Source organism: Actinobaculum sp. 352 (assembly GCF_003957265.1).
GTDB lineage: Bacteria > Actinomycetota > Actinomycetes > Actinomycetales > Actinomycetaceae > Asp313.
Genome location: NZ_RQSN01000001.1, coordinates 210072 through 225868 on the forward strand (window position 1 = coordinate 210072; position 15797 = coordinate 225868).

17 protein-coding genes and 1 other RNA gene are annotated in these 15797 nt (G+C 59.8%); 15 read left to right on the plus strand and 3 right to left on the minus strand.

Annotation, left to right across the window (positions count from 1 at the left end; translation table 11 throughout):
- Nucleotides 1-150: 150 nt before the first annotated feature.
- From EKN07_RS00805 to ssrA, 13 genes are all read left to right on the plus strand, one after another.
- The gene (locus tag EKN07_RS00805; RefSeq protein WP_126145425.1) at nucleotides 151-1392 is read left to right on the plus strand and encodes an ATPase, T2SS/T4P/T4SS family; all 1242 of its coding nucleotides are present in this window, start codon (nucleotides 151-153) and stop codon (nucleotides 1390-1392) included.
- The gene (locus EKN07_RS00810) at nucleotides 1383-2231 is read left to right on the plus strand and encodes a type II secretion system F family protein (protein WP_108715387.1); all 849 of its coding nucleotides are present in this window, start codon (nucleotides 1383-1385) and stop codon (nucleotides 2229-2231) included. Before EKN07_RS00805 ends, EKN07_RS00810 begins: the two co-directional genes overlap by 10 nt.
- A complete protein-coding gene (locus EKN07_RS00815) occupies nucleotides 2231-3100 on the plus strand; it encodes a type II secretion system F family protein (protein WP_108715388.1) in 870 nt (289 codons plus the stop codon). The genes EKN07_RS00810 and EKN07_RS00815 overlap by 1 nt, the downstream gene beginning before the upstream one ends.
- 317 nt (nucleotides 3101-3417) lie before the next feature.
- Nucleotides 3418-3600, plus strand: a complete 183-nt coding sequence (locus EKN07_RS00820) for a hypothetical protein (RefSeq protein WP_108715389.1) — start codon at nucleotides 3418-3420, stop codon at nucleotides 3598-3600.
- A 152-nt stretch (nucleotides 3601-3752) separates the two neighbouring features.
- Complete coding sequence (locus EKN07_RS00825; protein ID WP_164546565.1) at nucleotides 3753-4142, plus strand: TadE/TadG family type IV pilus assembly protein; 390 nt, start codon at nucleotides 3753-3755, stop codon at nucleotides 4140-4142.
- Nucleotides 4126-4602, plus strand: coding sequence for a hypothetical protein (locus EKN07_RS00830; RefSeq protein ID WP_126145427.1), 477 nt, complete (start codon nucleotides 4126-4128; stop codon nucleotides 4600-4602). Before EKN07_RS00825 ends, EKN07_RS00830 begins: the two co-directional genes overlap by 17 nt.
- Complete coding sequence (locus tag EKN07_RS00835) at nucleotides 4599-5057, plus strand: hypothetical protein (protein ID WP_108715392.1); 459 nt, start codon at nucleotides 4599-4601, stop codon at nucleotides 5055-5057. The genes EKN07_RS00830 and EKN07_RS00835 overlap by 4 nt, the downstream gene beginning before the upstream one ends.
- Nucleotides 5058-5155: 98 nt before the next feature.
- Complete coding sequence (gene prfB, locus EKN07_RS00840; protein ID WP_108715393.1) at nucleotides 5156-6292, plus strand: peptide chain release factor 2; 1137 nt, start codon at nucleotides 5156-5158, stop codon at nucleotides 6290-6292.
- A gap of 137 nt (nucleotides 6293-6429) precedes the next feature.
- The gene (ftsE, locus tag EKN07_RS00845) at nucleotides 6430-7122 is read left to right on the plus strand and encodes a cell division ATP-binding protein FtsE (protein WP_108715394.1); all 693 of its coding nucleotides are present in this window, start codon (nucleotides 6430-6432) and stop codon (nucleotides 7120-7122) included.
- The gene (gene ftsX, locus EKN07_RS00850) at nucleotides 7122-8030 is read left to right on the plus strand and encodes a permease-like cell division protein FtsX (RefSeq protein WP_108715395.1); all 909 of its coding nucleotides are present in this window, start codon (nucleotides 7122-7124) and stop codon (nucleotides 8028-8030) included. The genes ftsE and ftsX overlap by 1 nt, the downstream gene beginning before the upstream one ends.
- Before the next feature lie 20 nt (nucleotides 8031-8050).
- Entirely contained in the window at nucleotides 8051-9391 is a 1341-nt protein-coding gene (locus EKN07_RS00855; RefSeq protein WP_241228090.1) for a M23 family metallopeptidase, read from the plus strand.
- A gap of 266 nt (nucleotides 9392-9657) precedes the next feature.
- Complete coding sequence (gene smpB / locus EKN07_RS00860; protein WP_126145428.1) at nucleotides 9658-10182, plus strand: SsrA-binding protein SmpB; 525 nt, start codon at nucleotides 9658-9660, stop codon at nucleotides 10180-10182.
- 149 nt (nucleotides 10183-10331) lie between these two features.
- Nucleotides 10332-10702, plus strand: a transfer-messenger RNA (tmRNA) gene (ssrA, locus tag EKN07_RS00865).
- Between the two features lie 217 nt (nucleotides 10703-10919).
- On the opposite strand, the gene EKN07_RS00870 is transcribed toward ssrA, so the two are convergent.
- The 3 genes from EKN07_RS00870 to EKN07_RS00875 form a co-directional block, all read right to left on the minus strand.
- Entirely contained in the window at nucleotides 10920-11396 is a 477-nt protein-coding gene (locus tag EKN07_RS00870; protein ID WP_126145429.1) for a GNAT family N-acetyltransferase, read from the minus strand.
- A gap of 238 nt (nucleotides 11397-11634) precedes the next feature.
- Entirely contained in the window at nucleotides 11635-11790 is a 156-nt protein-coding gene (locus tag EKN07_RS12440; protein WP_164505459.1) for a hypothetical protein, read from the minus strand.
- Between the two features lie 41 nt (nucleotides 11791-11831).
- Nucleotides 11832-12332, minus strand: coding sequence for a hypothetical protein (locus tag EKN07_RS00875; protein ID WP_108715400.1), 501 nt, complete (start codon nucleotides 12330-12332; stop codon nucleotides 11832-11834).
- Between the two features lie 1973 nt (nucleotides 12333-14305).
- Here EKN07_RS00875 and EKN07_RS00885 point away from each other — a divergent pair.
- On the plus strand, nucleotides 14306-14956 hold the full coding sequence (locus EKN07_RS00885) for a hypothetical protein (RefSeq protein WP_108715401.1): 651 nt from the start codon (nucleotides 14306-14308) through the stop codon (nucleotides 14954-14956).
- A 366-nt stretch (nucleotides 14957-15322) separates the two neighbouring features.
- Nucleotides 15323-15604, plus strand: a complete 282-nt coding sequence (locus tag EKN07_RS00890) for an HU family DNA-binding protein (protein WP_108715402.1) — start codon at nucleotides 15323-15325, stop codon at nucleotides 15602-15604.
- The last annotated feature ends 193 nt before the right edge of the window (nucleotides 15605-15797 follow it).

Sequence of the window (15797 nt, forward strand, 5' to 3'; positions counted from 1 at the left end):
GATTGTGGTGGCAGTGGCCGGGAATACGCGGAGGGTGAGTAACCGAAGTTATCCACAGGGGTGTGGATACGTTCTGCGTAGGGTGCGACTACTGACTTAGCGTGAGAACGGAAACGGACAGCGGTTGCAGTTGACCTGGGCAGGAGAAAGATGAGTGCCGATGTGAACGCTGGTCTCGAGGGGCAGGTGCGCCGCCTCGTGCGGCAGCGCGGCATTGACCCGCAGCGTGAACCGGATGCGCTCGAGGCTTTGATCAGCGAGGCGATCACGCGCCATGAACACGCCGCTGTGCGTGGCACGGTCGAACCGATCAGCGAGATAGGGACGGCTCGGCGTGCGGTGCGTGACGCGGTTGGCGGATACGGCCCGCTGCAACCGTTCTTCGACGATCCCGACGTGGAAGAGATCTGGATTGATGATCCTGGACGCGTATTTGTAGCTCGTGCCGGCCGCAGTGAGCTCACCAACGTCACGCTGACGGATACGCAAGTCCATGACCTCGTGGAAAGGATGCTGCGGGCCTCCGGGCGTCGGCTCGACCTCTCTAGTCCCTTTGTCGATGCGGCTCTCGAATCCGGTGAGCGCCTTCATGTTGTCATCCCGGATATAACGCGTCGCCACTGGGCCGTCAACATTCGCAAGTACGTTGTGCGTGCGCGCGGGCTGGGCGAACTCGTTGCCGCTGGGACGCTGACGCGGCAGGCGGCGGAATTTCTTTCGGCAGCGGTGGAAGCGGGAATGAATATCCTGGTGTCAGGGGCGACACAGGCCGGCAAGACCACGATGCTGCGGGCCTTGCTGGGTTCGGTTCCGTCTGGCGACCGCATCATCACGGCGGAGGAGGTCTTCGAACTGGCGCTGGAGCACCGCGATGTCGTTGCGATGCAAACCCGTCCGCCGTCAATCGAGGGGCGGGGAGAGGTGACGCTCCGTCGCCTGGTGCGCGAAGCGCTGCGGATGCGCCCCGACCATATTGTGATCGGCGAGGTCCGTTCCTCAGAGGCATTCGATCTACTCGTCGCCTTGAACTCGGGCGTACCCGGTGCCTGCACCATACATGCCAACTCGGCCCGGGAGGCCATTCTCAAGCTTTGCACCTTGCCGCTGCTGGCCGGCGAGAATGTCACTTCGGCCTTCGTCGTGCCAACAGTAGCTTCGACCGTTGATCTCGTCATCCATATGGAGAGGGATGCGGCAGGGCTACGCATCGTGAAAGAAGTTGCGGCAGTCACCGGAAGAATTGAGTCGGGGCGCATCGAGATGGCGAGCCTGTTCGCCTACCGCAACGGTGCTCTTGTTCAGTGCAGCAGTGAATTACCACGGCGGGGGCGCAAGGGTATCAATATGGCAGGTCCGCCGCACGTCCCGAAGGAGAGTGCGTCATGGCGGTAGCAGTCGGGCTACTCCTCGGAACGGGCATTGTCATTGTGGCGTCCGTGCTCGGTGGAGTGGTAGAGCCCTGGCGAAAACCGCATGCGCTGAGGCTGTTGCCCGCACCGCGAACCGTCGCTGTGGCGGTTCTTTGCGGGGTAGCTGTGGGCGGTGCGCTTCTGTTTGGTACTCGGCAGGTTCCCCTGGCAATAAGTGGCGGCATTCTCGGTATCGGCGCACCCCGTAGCATTCAGCAGTCACTGCTGCGCCGTCGACGTCGCCTGATGCGTGAGAGCTGGCCTGAAGCACTGGACGATATTGTGTCAGCTTTGCGAGCAGGTCTGAGCATTGGTGAAGCGGTGGCGGCGCAGGGCACGCGTGGACCGGAGTCGATGCGCCCGTACTTCCTCCGCTTCTCCGCACAACTCGAAGCGACCGGGCGGATGGAAGAGTCCTTGGATGCGTTGAAAGAAGGCTTCGCGGATCCGGTTGCGGACCGCACGGTTGAGGCGATGCGGTTGGCAAGTCAGTTGGGAGGATACGATCTGGCGGTCATGTTCGGTGAACTGTCACAAACGCTACGCGCGGAGAATCGGGCACGCGGGGAACTACTTGCACGTCAGTCATGGACGGTCAACGGGGCCCGTATTGCGGCAGCGGCGCCTTGGATAGTTCTTGCCTTGTTGTGCACCCGGCCGGGTACCGCCCAGGCCTTCTCCAACCCTCTGGGAAGTCTCGTTCTTCTGTGCGGATTGGTGGCGACGGTCGTCGCATACATAGCGATGATGCGAATCGGTCGACTTCCCGAAGAACCGCGCGTACTAAGCGGCGGTGCCGCACAGCTGAAAAGGGGCGGGTGATGGGATTCTGTGTCGGTGCGGGTATCGGGCTGGGGCTGTGGTTGGTGCTGTGTTCGCTCTTGCCCGTCAGGCCACGAGTCGTAGAGCGAGTACTCCCTTATCTCGACGACGGCTGGCGCGGTGAGCACGTAGGGTGGAGACTTCGCCTGGCAACCGATTTCATGCGTGTCGTCGACCGGGTCGGTTCATCCACGTCTTCGGTCCGGCGGCGGGTCAATAGTCTCGGGACGCTCACAGTCGAGCAGTTTCGGCTCCGGCAGCTCAAATGGACCGTTCTGGGACTGGCGTTCGGCCTCTTCGTGGCGCTGGTACTTGTCGCGCGGGGAGTAAGTGTGCCGTTCGGCGTCGTCATGGTATGCGGCGGAGGGATCGGGGGCGCACTTGGTGCCGATTCGTGGCTCAGTCGGCAGGCCCGTGCTCACTGTGCGCGCCTGACTCGGGAGCTGCCCGATGTTGCCGAACTGTTGGCTCTCGCGGTGGGGGCGGGAGAATCGATCCTTGCCGGTCTGGAACGTGTCCAGGGGTTGGGGCATGGCGCGCTGACATGGGAAATAGAACGAACGCTACGCGACGTTCGTGCGGGTACGCCGCTCGTTGAAGCACTGCGGGCAATGTCGCAGCGAAGTGAGAGCCCGAGTATCAGCAGGTTTTCCGATGCGCTTGTGACCTCGATCGAACGCGGCACGTCGCTATCGGTGGTGCTGCGTGCGCAGGCTGCGGATGCACGTGAATATGGACGACTCCAGCTGTTGGAGGAAGGCGGACGCCGAGAAATCGCGATGATGGTACCGGTCGTCTTTCTCATACTTCCGGTCACGGTGCTTTTTGCGCTGTATCCCGCGCTGTGTTCGATCATCTCGCTGGAGTAGTCATGCGCTGGAAGGAGACGTACTGGTGTTGTCGGCCTGCTCCGCAAAGTCTGGATAAGGCGGTGCGGGGCGCATGGCACTGCCCAAGAGGCCGCAGCGTCAGACCCTCCGCCCAAGGTCAGCATTCACCACCCGTGCATGTCGGCGGCCCTTCGCATACGCGATATGCGGGGTTTGGATAACACGTAGAAGCTCAAGATCACGAAAAACTACACGGAAAGGACCAGATTATGGCGAAACGATGCGGTTGCGAAGGCAACAAATGGCCTCGAATTGGACAGTTCCCCCTTGCCTCCACGAGCCAATACAGGTGGCGCATGGGGCAAAGATGGCCAAGTGCTCTAGCGTCGCCAACAACCGGAGAACAAGGCGACGTACCGGGCTGGGTGTTGGTCACGTTGATGACTGCTGGCCTCATTATCGCAATCTGGGCCGTTGCCGGTCCTGCGCTGGTGAATCTCTTCAATACGGCTATTGAGAAGGTCGCTGGTCTCTTATGATCGGCCATCATCCGGCCTACTGGCGCTCGCGGGTACACCCACTGTGGTCCCGGAACGCACAAGCGGATGTTCGAGGGCGGGCGGCATGGTCCCCCGCGAATCCACGTTTCCGGTACTCAGAGAACGGGCCTGGCGTGTTGAACTCTCTGCCGGTGCGGTCCCGGGCTTCCTCGGAGAAGGGGAGCGCGGTTGTCGGCTTTACCATGGCAGTGGCGCTGTTGCTGTTCGCCGTGCTTGCCCTCTTTAGTCTGGCGATAACACTGCATGTACGTACCGTCTTGCAGGATGCGGCGGCGGAAGGGGCACGCGCCGGCGCGGCGAGTAAAGCAGGTCCTGCGGAAGGCGTAGAGGTTGCAACCAGTCGAGCAGGCGAGTTCGTCACGGGGAATCTGGCAGAGGAATACGCGCGCGACATAGTCGCGTATGTAACCGATATCGCGGGGGTTCCGGTGATAGAAGTCGAGATCACCGGACCACTGCCACTCTTCGGTGTGGAAGGGCCCCATATTCTTTCGGTGAGGGCGCATGCGGCAATTGAGTAAGGAATGGAGCATCAGCACAACGAACCGGCGAGGTAGCGGGTGCCTGGCGCGCGTCAAGACAGATGCCGAGCGGGGCAACGCGATTGTTGAGCTGACCGCAGTGTTGATGGTCTTTGCGCTTACGGCGGCAGTGGCGATCGTGACTACTTCCGATCTTCTCGCCCATCGCAGTGCTGTTGTGGCTGCAGCGCGTGATGCCAGTCGTGCATTCGTGCGCGCTGAGAGTGTGGAGCTGGGGCGTGACAGAGCTACGGAACTTGCCGCGCAGTCATTGCGTGAGCGAGGTCTGCCTCCACCGCAAGTGGTCATATCCTGCTCAGCCGTCCCCTGCCTCACGCCGGGCGCAGAGGTGACGGTGACGGTTCATGCCGAAGTGCCCCTTCCGGTTTTCGGAAACAGGGTTGAGATTACGGCGGCGTCGACGATGCCGGTCGATGAATTGAGAAGGCAACGGGAATGAGCGCTGGGAATGCCGAGAGCGGCGCGGTAATGAACGGTAGGAATGCCGAGAACGGCAATATGTTGCTACTCGGGCTTGGGTTGTGGATGGTGCTTGTCGTCCTGCTAGGAGGACTGGTCTCGGTGTCCCTGTTGTACGTCGAACGGAGAGAACTTCTGGCTCAGGCGGATGCAATGGCATTGGAGATAGCCGACGATCTCTCCGATGCGGCCTACTACGAGGGAGGGCCTGACGCGGACTTAGGCCCGAGTTCACGGGAGGCATATGAAAAAGCTCTCCGTATCGTGCCGCAGGGGTACGAAGTTGCCCAACCGACGGGCATCGAGGAGGGAGATGTAGTGGTGACACTATCGACATCTGCCAGAATCGCTCTGGTGCCGGATGGGTTAGGAACCGGTACGGTACGTTTAAGCGCCACCAGTCGTGCCTATTTGCGGCAACGCGCCGCACCATAGACGAAGTCTGTGCGACAGCAAGAGCTGAGTGCCAAGCCAAGCCCGGTTCAGGACGCCGATGCAGTAGCGGAGGGGAATAATGCGGTAGCCTTGCACCCGTGGCCACTGACTATTCAACCGAGATTGAGAATCTGCGCAGTATCTTCGACCAGATATCCGCCGTCGAGAATCCGCAGGAGTTACGCAAGCGCGTCGCGGAGTTGACGGAGCAGTCTGCCGATCCAGACCTGTGGAACGAACCGGAGAAGGGGCAGGCGGTGGCATCCAAGCTGTCGCACGCCCGTTCCGAGCTGGAGAAGATCGAAAAAATGGGTCGGCGGCTGGATGATCTTGAGGCGTTGCTGGAGATGGCGAACGAAGAGGTGGCAGGAGATCCGCAGACAGCGGCGGAGCTGTTTGCCGATTTGGACTCCGAACTCGAGGCCGTCTCGGAGTCGCTTTCCGAACTGCAGATACGCACTCTCCTATCCGGCAAATACGACGAACGCGACGCCGTCGTGACCATCCGGTCCGGAGCCGGAGGAGTCGACGCCGCGGATTTTGCGCAGACCTTGCAACGCATGTACCTGCGGTGGGCGGAGCGGCGGGGGTACACCGCCAAGGTGCTCGACACCTCGTACGCCGAAGAGGCGGGCATCAAGTCCACCACATTTGAGGTCCATGCCCCCTATGCCTACGGGACGTTGTCGGTGGAGGCCGGAACGCATCGCCTTGTGCGGATCAGCCCGTTCGATAACCAGGGGCGCCGCCAGACGTCGTTCGCAGCGGTAGAGGTGATTCCCCTGATTGAAGGCACCGATCACATTGACGTGCCCGAGTCCGACATCCGTGTTGACGTGTTCCGCTCCTCCGGTCCGGGCGGACAGTCAGTTAACACCACTGACTCGGCGGTACGGATCACGCATTTGCCTACGGGAATCGTTGTCTCCATGCAGGACGAGAAGTCGCAGATACAGAACCGCGCGGCCGCAATGCGCGTTCTCCAGTCCCGATTGCTGCTTCTGAAACAGGAAGAAGAGGCCAAAGAAAAGAAAGAGCTCGCCGGCGATATTAAGGCCTCGTGGGGTGACCAGATGCGGTCGTATGTGCTGCAGCCGTATCAAATGGTCAAAGATCTGCGCACCGGGTTCGAGGCCGGCAACCCCGACGCTGTATTCGACGGCGACATAGACGGCTTCATTGATGCGGGTATTCGCTGGCGCGCAACCGGAGAGAAGGCCGAAGCCGACGAGTAGCGCTCCGGCTCAACCAGCTGCGCTTCTCCACGGATTTTGCGAACTATAACATTTTGTGACGGCGCGTCCCCGCCGGTCACGTCGCCATGCGCCGTATTCTCAGGGATGACTATGACCGCGGAATATGGCGAGAATCTATGATCACATTCGACAAGGTGACGAAGCTCTACCAGAAGGGTGCCAGGCCGGCGCTCGACTCGGTCAGCTTGGATGTGGAACGAGGAGAATTCGTGTTCCTCGTTGGCCCTTCAGGCTCCGGGAAGTCGACCATGCTGGCACTTATCCTGGCTGAGGAAAGGCCGACTTCTGGCCATGTGCAGGTTCTGGGCAAGGATCTTTCCACGGTGTCCCAGCGCCGCGTTCCCTTCATGCGCCGCGAGATCGGCACCGTTTTCCAGGACTTCCGGCTGTTGCCGGACAAGAACGTGTACGAGAACGTTTCTCTCGCGCTTGAGGTGATCGGTGCTCCCCGCCATCGCGTGAAGACCGAAGTCCCTGAAGTCCTTGAAATGGTGGGACTGGATGGAAAAGAGAAGCGTCGGATGTCAGAGCTGTCCGGTGGTGAGCGGCAGCGTGTTGTTATTGCGCGCGCGATGGTCAATCGGCCTCAGATCCTGCTAGCGGACGAACCAACGGGAAATCTCGACTTTGAGACCGGGCTGTCGATTATGCGCCTGCTCGACCGGATCAATCGGACGGGAACAACCGTTGTGATGGCTACGCATGACCGCGGGATAGTGGACCAAATGCGCAAACGCGTCATTGAGCTCAAAGAGGGCATCGTGGTGCGCGACCAGGCGCGCGGTGTCTACGGGGGAGGGCAGAACTGATGCGTTTTCGTTTCGTTATCTCCCGCACCTTCAAGGGGTTGTTCTCGAATAGTGCGATGGCGCTTTCGGTAGCGCTTGTCACCTTTGTCTCCCTGCTCTTCGTCGGGGCGGCCGTACTGCTGCAAACGCAGATCGGCTCAATGAAAGATGACTGGTATGACAAGGTCGAGGTTTCCGCTTTCCTCTGCCCCGTCGATGCCATATCGGCCCAGTGTGCCTCCGGCGAAGCGTCGGAAGAACAAATCGCCGCTATCAGGGAGTACCTTGAGACGGATGAAATGCAGGAATACGTTGAGTCGTACGCTTTCGAAACGAAGGCTGAGGCTTACGAACGTTTCCAGGAACGTATGGAGGGCACGAGCTGGGCTGAGGTACTCACCGAGGAGCAAATGCAAGCTTCCTTCCGGATCAAACTGAAGGATCCCACCGAATATGAGGTGGTGGCTGAGGCCTTATCGGGACGTTCCGGTGTGGACACGGTTGTGGACCAAAGAGCTCAGTTGGAACCGATTTTCAACGTTCTCAACAAACTGACGCTGGCAGCGGGAGCCTTGGCGGCGGTTATGATCCTCACGGCGTTGCTTCTAATGCCGACGACGATCCGTCTATCGGCCATGTCACGGCGTAACGAAACGGAGATCATGCGCTACGTTGGCGCATCGAACTTCTTCATTGAGCTGCCCTTCATCTTGGAAGGCGTGCTTTCAGCGTTGCTGGGAGCGGTTCTCGCTGTTGCGGGGCTTTACGTTGTGGTCGAGCAATTTATACAGAAGTGGTTTACCAACGAGTGGCTGCGGCCGGTTTCGTCTGTTGATGTACTTCAGATTGCTCCGGCGCTTATCGTCGGCGCTGCCGTCGTGGCAGCCCTGGCCTCGTGGGTGACATTACGCAGGTATGCCCGGGTGTAGGAGACGGGAGGTTCTGCCTAATGAAGAACTTGGTAATGAAGCGGATGCGGACTCGGCGGAGACGAAGGCTGTCGGGACTGCTGGCAGTCGGCGCGTTGTGTTTGAGTGGCTTGGCGACGGCGGGGCCCGCTTTCGCAACTGATCGTGATGACCTTGTAGAGCAACAGGAACAACAGGCTGCCGAGATTGAAAGCCTGCAGTCGTCGCTCGAAGGGGTTGATTCCGATTTACAGGCGATCTACCTGAAGACCGAAGAGACCCGGGGACAGGTGGCGACCGCTGAGGCGGAACTCGCGATTGCGCAAAATGAGTTGGCCGCTGCTGAACGTGATCAACAGGCGGTTGCGGCACAGTTGGAGGCCGCGCAGGCGGAGCTGGAAAGCATCGAGGCCGATATCGAACAGGGCGAGTATGATATCGAAAAGGCGCGCAACAATTTGGCGGAACTGGGCCGTGCCCAGTATCGGGGGGAGTCCACGCCGTCGACAGTCGATATGATCGTCAACGCGAATTCGACGGAGGACTTCCTGGATTCATACGCCTCTTCCGAAGCTCTCAATCGCGCCGAGTCCAGTGCCCTGACACAGGCACAACAGGCAGTTTCCCGTAACGAGACCCGTGCCGCGCGGCAGAGTGATGTCGAGGAGCAAATCAGTGGTCTAAAGGATCAGGCCGACGCCCTCGTCGAGGAGAAAACCGAGAAGGAAGCGAACGCGCAGAACAAGAAGGACGAATTGGAGGAGTTGCAGGCCTCTTACGAGGGGCAGGCGGCGGAACTTGAGTCTCGCAAGGAGGACTTCCAGGCGTCCTTGGATAAAACGCAGTCAGCCTACGACGACACGGCGGCGGCCATCGCAGCCATCGACGCGGAGAATGCGCGCAGGGCTGCGGCGGCCAGCAGCGGTGGCGGTGGAGGAGGCACGGTTTCGACGGGCTCTTCCTGGCTCATCCCCGTCGTTCCAACCCCGCTGTATGTGACGTCGCCGTTCGGTATGCGCTGGTATCCAATCACCGGTGGATATTGGATGCACAACGGCGTAGATCTTCGCTCGACCTGCGGGTCGCCTCAGTATGCGCCTGCCAATGGAACGATTGCACGTGTCATCCCGGCTGCCGGCAACTCGACGCATGGCAATCAGATATATGTCAATCTGGGGACGGTGAACGGCCACTCGTGGGTGGTGGTCACCAACCATTTGTCTGCTTTCAATGTTTCTGTGGGGCAGACGGTGAGGCAGGGCGATATTATCGGCTATACCGGTCAAACCGGTGACGTGACGGGATGCCACGTGCATATGGAGGTATGGCGAGACGGTTCGGTTATCGACCCGATGAGTCTTCCCGGCTTTACGACCTATTGAGTCGGTGGTGCCGTCCCGCTGCAGTCCGGCGTGCCGTGATCCTAACGGTGGAGAGTCAGATGCGCGAATGCGACCGGCCTGTGGCGTCGACACCATCGGGGTGTGGTGTTGGATGCGTTGGTAGGGGCCGCGAGGTTCTGCCAACTTTTGCCCCGCAGCGGTGGCGCGGGAAGGTTGCGTTGACGGCCCAGAGGTGGCCAGATCCCCCTGGCAGCCGCTAGAATGGGTGGCCGTTCAGTTGTACAGGTTTCTTGGAGGAGGTCGCCATGGCGAAGAAAACCGACAAGCTTACTGCTGCGCAGAAAGCGAAAGCGGCCTCGGATGCTAAGCAGGTGATCGCTCGCAACAAGCGGGCGCGGCACGATTACCTCATCGAGGACACCTACGAGGCCGGTTTGGCATTGACAGGCACGGAGGTTAAGGCGCTGCGCATGGGCCGTGCTTTGCTGATTGATGCGTGGGTGGAGATCGACCGCGACGGCGAGGCATGGCTCCAAGGTGCGAATATTCCGGTGTATGCGATGGGAACGTGGACCAACCATGCTCCCACGCGCAAGCGGAAGCTGCTGCTGCATCGCGAAGAAATCCGTAAATTGGCGCAGAAGTCGGCTGCTAAGGGATACACGATCGTTCCACTTGAGCTGTACTTCCTGCGTGGGCGTGCCAAGGTCGAGATTGCTTTGGCGCAGGGCAAGCAGGAGTGGGATAAGCGCGAGACTCTGAAGCGCCGCGAGGCGGACCGTGAGGCAGAGCGCGCCATGGCGGCCGCCCGCCGTCGGGCGCGGCGGTGAGCGCCTCGGGAAGGTGACTGGCTTGGGAAGGCGAGCGGCCCGGGAAGGCGAGTGGTCTTGGGAATAGCTCGGGGCCTGTCAATGTTGTAAGATATACAGGCGCTCCATCGTGAGTACGTCCCGGAGTCACCGGGTTGCCAACTGAATACGGGGATGATCGGTTTCGACGGTGATTGTTTGTCGAAGGGAAGCGGGTCGAGGATGCAGAGTCATCTCGTTAACGACTCTCTGCAAACCAATAGGTGCCAACTCTAAGCGCACCGATTTCGCCCTCGCCGCCTGAGCGAGCTCCGAAATCCGTCGGCCCGAGGGGGCTTCTTCCTCGGAGTCCGGCGTCGTCTTAGGAAGCCACTGCTGAGTCCGCATGTTGCGGGCGAACTCGGAACACTTACGTAACTAGGTTCGTCAGAAACACGTCTGCGTGAGTTCTGGAGCCGAAAACAACGATTAGCAGACTGCACCCGGAGAAGACTTGGGCATGCATTACCGGACGCGAGTTCAATTCTCGCCATCTCCACTGCACGGTAGCCGCCACTGAATGCCAGTGGCGGCTACCCGCGTTTACGGGCATGTGGTGAAAGACAGTAGATCGCGCGGATACCTTGTGCGCGCTGCGGATAATGTGATTCTTCAAGTGCCGGTACTCTTGTGCGCAAGTCTGCCTCTGTACCCCGGCGTTAAATGCTGGGGGACGGGCCTCGCTTATGAAGTGGGGCCTCGCTTATGAAGTGGTGGATTCAGTTGGCTTGTGTGAAACCGATCGATGTGTAGAGCGCGATCGCTGCACTGTTTTCGCTTTCCACTCGTAGACCGATGATGCGGTCATATGGCACCCTCTCTAGTGCCGTCGACAAGAGCGTTCGTCCGATACCCTCACCTCGGTGATCTGGATGCACAAACAGGTCGATGACGAATATCTGCTCGGCGACGTCATCCCATGGGGGAGAATCGACCACCATAATACAACCGACGATCTCGTTGTCATGCTCGTAGACGAGGTTTTGATCTGGCAGGAAGATTCCATACTCGCCGTTGAGTGCCGCTGAAATATCGGCGATTGCTTCCATTTCGTCTTCTACGGTCCCCGGCGGATAACTCTCGAAGTAAAGTCTGCCAACCGCAGTGACATCTTGCTCGGTCAGGCTTCTGACCTCCTGCGGAATAGCACCTTGCGAGACATACTCACGGCGGGGAAGTGTCATCGTCAGTTGCATGTGGACGGCTTCTTTCAGGGTCTAAGTGTCTCCTTGAGTCATTGGCCAATGCTACCGGCCGGCACCGATGCGAATATCGAGAACTAGGCCAGCAAGCCGCCAACACGCATATGTGATGTGCCACTAGCAGAAGTGGGCGAGAGAGCCGACCGGGGTCTTTGCGGGAACTCCCTCTGCGGGCGGCAGGATGCAGCGGGCGTTGTGAGGCTACGCAGCCGTGTCCGGCCACAGTCCGCCATCACCGCTCGCCGTCGGCGGCGTCGTCGGAAAGCCGCAGCGAGATCAGAAGGCAGATCACTCCCGAGACGGCCGCAATGGCGCTGGCGCGGTAGAAGTGGGGGCCGTCCTTCGAGGCGATGGAGAACACGAGGAGCACGATTGCGGATGTGATCACTCCTCGTGCGAATCTCCTAAGGAAGGTCTTCCGAGTCATGGTCAGCGCAACTTACTACAAGGCTTGTTTATCACCTTGTATCGCACCGGGAATAGCGGCGGGTAGCCGTACGCCACTTCTGCACATTGACCGGCTTTTGGCCCTGTGTTCCGCGAAATCAGTATTCCTAAACTTGTGCCGACAAGGCCACAGGCAACGCCGGCTATCGTCCCGCCGATTTTACCGCAGAAAAGCCCGGCAGCGGCCGTGGCGTGTAACCCATTGAAGTCACTCCAGTCGCTCTGAGTCAGGTACACGTATATGTGGGTACCGAAACCGATATGGAAGTCTTGCCTGTTTCCAGATAACCCGGGTGGTGGGGGTATTGGCAGCGAGAGGACCACAGGGTCCTCGGCGTCGTTGATGAGTGAATCATCGGAGACGATGATACCGCTGTCATCCTCGGACGACCCCGTGTCTGCTTGTGCAACGTTGACGCCGCTCATTCCCAGTACTAGTCCGAAGGCGAGAAGAAACGTTCTCAGCCGCCGACTTTTTTTCATTTGTAGATCCTCACCTTCGTTTAGAAGCAAACAGAGGCAAACCCTGCCCGGGGTTTGCCTCTGTGATTTTCACGCTAACTGATATAGGACGCTACGTCAACAGTTCGACGAGACTCATTACAGATGCCCGTGAAAGTGGTTCGCTGCCTCATCTGGAACTGCCCGCGAAAGTCGCGGATCGTGGTGGGCATGCGGTGGTGGGTTGTCAATGCAGGCCAGGGCAGAGATCACTAGGAAGTACGCCAAGGCCTATGCCAAGGGCGTCCAAAGGAGATAAGGGGAGGATGCCCGGCGAGGTGTGCGCGGTGACCGGTCGGGTGTCGGGAGGGTGCCAGGCGGCGCCTGAGAGCGGTAGCCAAGCGCCCTGCGGGAGCTGGCAGGTCCAAGCCTAGGACCAGGGCGCGCACGTACTCCTAATGAGGCCTTAATGGTGTTACAACGAGTGTGGGCGGCCAGCGGCAAACAGTTGCGGCACATACCGATGCGTATCCATGCCGCTGCTGGACCTGTTGGAGGCCGCGGGCGAGCTCGTGGGCGGCACTGACCACAACAAGCTACCAAGTGGGCCGTGAGCCGGGTGTCGATGAGCGCGGCGAGAATCGATCATTATCTCGCCCCGGTCAGGGCCAAGGACCAACTGCGCGGCAAGAGCGCCACCAATGGCTGGCCCGCTACTGCGCAACACCCGTCAGGATCCGCAAGGCTGGCGACGAGGCCCGTGCAGTTCGCGGGGTTCTTCAAGGCCCGTTACCGTCGCTCACTGTGGCCCGGTACTCAAAGGCGAGTTCGCCCGCACCGGGAACATGACCAACCGTGTTCACCGGCTGGGCCTTCACCCGACCCATCCGCAGGCGGCGCCCAGAAGCACATCAGGGCAGCCCTGGACCAGGTCGTGGACGACACTCCGCTTCCCCATCACGGGCATGGACGAGCGAATAACGGCAGCGAGTTCACCGGCCACGGGGTGGTCACGTGGGCGACAAACCTGGACATCTACTCCCGCCCCGGGGTCGGCAGTACAGGAAGAACGATCAAGCCACGACCCGTGTCCAAGAACAATCACCAGGTAACACCGCTACGCGTTCTACTACCACTACCGGCACCGATGCCGAGCGGGAGGTGCTCAAGCCGGTTGTGGGTGCTGGTGGACGCGCAGACCAACTTCCTGACTCCCATCAAGAAGCCCATCGGATGGGGAACCAACAAGGAAGGCAAACGCAAACGCCTGTACGACACTCCTCGTACCCCACCCGACCGGCTGCCCGGCACCGACGTATTGACCGACAAACAGAAACAAGAACTGATCACCTACCGCAGCCAGCCGGGCCCCGCCGCCATCACCCGCCGCACCGCACGGCCTCCAGGACGTGCTCATCGCCCTGGCCAAAGACAATACCAACCAGCACCTGCCCAGCCCAGTTCCCCAGCATCCTGCCCGACCTCCACAAGAACATCCACACCACGAAAACCGCCTCCTAGACCCTCCCAGCCTCGCGGACATTCTCATCTCAGGCACCGAAACCACTTCGCAGGCAATTGGACATGAGACACTCCGCAGTTCGACGAGACTCATTACAGATGCCCGTGAAAGCGGCTCGGTGCCTCATCTAGAACTGCCCGCAAAAGCCGTGGATCGTGGTGGGAATTTGTGGTGAACCATCGACGTAGGTCAGGTCAAAGAGCACCAGGAAGCCTCCAGAAGGAGTGGACCGAAACAATCCCAGGCTGGACCGCGGGCGATAAGCAGCTTCTCTACGAAGAGGAGTGGATTACAGAGGCGGGAGCGAGTTCTTCAGCCACAGGGTGGGTGGCAGCGGGAGGCGAGCTCGGGTAGTTAGACTGCCCGTAGCTCCGTCACCGCCAACGCAGGGCAGCGCAAGGATCTTGGGGCTTGGCATATGCTGAGTTCGAAGAGAAAGTGTGTGGAGCCTCCGAACGCTGGAAGGCATAACGCAAACGAACAAAGGACCCAGATGGCTCGTCGACCGGTTTTCATACCTACGGACGATGTTCCCTTCGTTGTGGAGCGTGCAGTCGAATTCGAGTATCACCCGGGCTTTTCGGTGCAACAAAAACAACGTTCAATCGCCAGTCTCCATGGCTCGTTTCTCGCCGACTGGCCGGGCAGGAAGGTTCTTGAGGTTTCTTCTAAGAGCACCGTGGGCCTCGGCATCCAACTGAGCGCCTTCAATCTCATGATCCATGCCATCGACGATGCGCAATGCTCGGTTGAAGCAGCCTTTCAAGCTGCGAAGAAGTTTGAGAATGGCGGTCCTTACGCGGACCTGACGCAAGCCTCCAGCAGGCAAGCGAAACGGGATCAGAGGTTGCAACAAAGCGGACGCCTGATCGGTTTCGAGTTCTTCGGGAGGCGTTTTCCACTTGAACCGAGGACCTATTTCTACGACTGGCTCTATGCGTCAGCGCTCTGTGGAGATGAGGAGCTTCTTAAGCAGGTCACAGAGTACAGCGCCTTTACCGATATCGAGTTCAATCCGAAGCGATCGATGAACTGCCAAGCCAGATCGGTGGCAAAGGTGGTTGGGCTGTGGCAGGCGGATGAATTGACCGCTGCACTGGAGAGCCCTGAGTCCTTCTTGGCGATCGGATTTGGAGCCGCTTAGACACTAGGACCACCTCAGCGATGAGTGCGACAACCGGTCACGCGCGCCGCCAACACGCATATGTGATATGCGCCAATAGCAAAAGTGCGCGAGAGGGCTGATGAGGGTCCTTGAAGGCGTTTCCGCTGTGGTCCACATTCCGGGACTTCCATAAGATCCGCGTAATAGCAGGGAAAAGTGGCTGTCTTCGGCGGCGCTTTGAGTAGCGACCCGCACGGTTTCGCGCAGTATTCCAGCCACTCTTATTTGAGTTGCGTGATACGCCACGCGGCGCGGAATGCGACTTTTTGGCGGATTTCCGATACATTCATCCGTAGCGGCCCTCAAACCTGGGCCCGTTTTCCGAGACAAACGAGAGGTATGTGAATGTCCCTCAATCGCACTGAACTTATTGCCAAGATCGCAGAGAAGTCCGGTCTGACCAAGTCGGATGCCGACAAGGCCCTTGGCGCTCTGCAGGATGTTCTGGTCGAGTCCCTTTCCAACGGCGATGCCGTGAAGATCACGGGTCTGCTCGCCGTCGAGCGTACGGAGCGTGCAGCCCGCAAGGGCCGCAACCCGCGCACCGGCGAAGAGATTCAGATCCCGGCTGGCTACGGTGTCAAGCTCACCGCCGGCTCGGCCCTGAAGAAGGCTGTCGCCAAGTAAGGCAGTTTGGCTAAGACTTAGCGAAAAGAGGGGTCCGGCGTCATCGCGCCGGGCCCCTTCTTATTGCCTGACTGTTTTGGGCGGCCTTCTTGCCTGATGATTGAGCCGACCTGATTGCCTGACGGCTTAGGGAGAACATATGGCCTGGCGATTTAGGCGACGTACCGGTGCGCGGGTTGGGCGGCTCGCACCC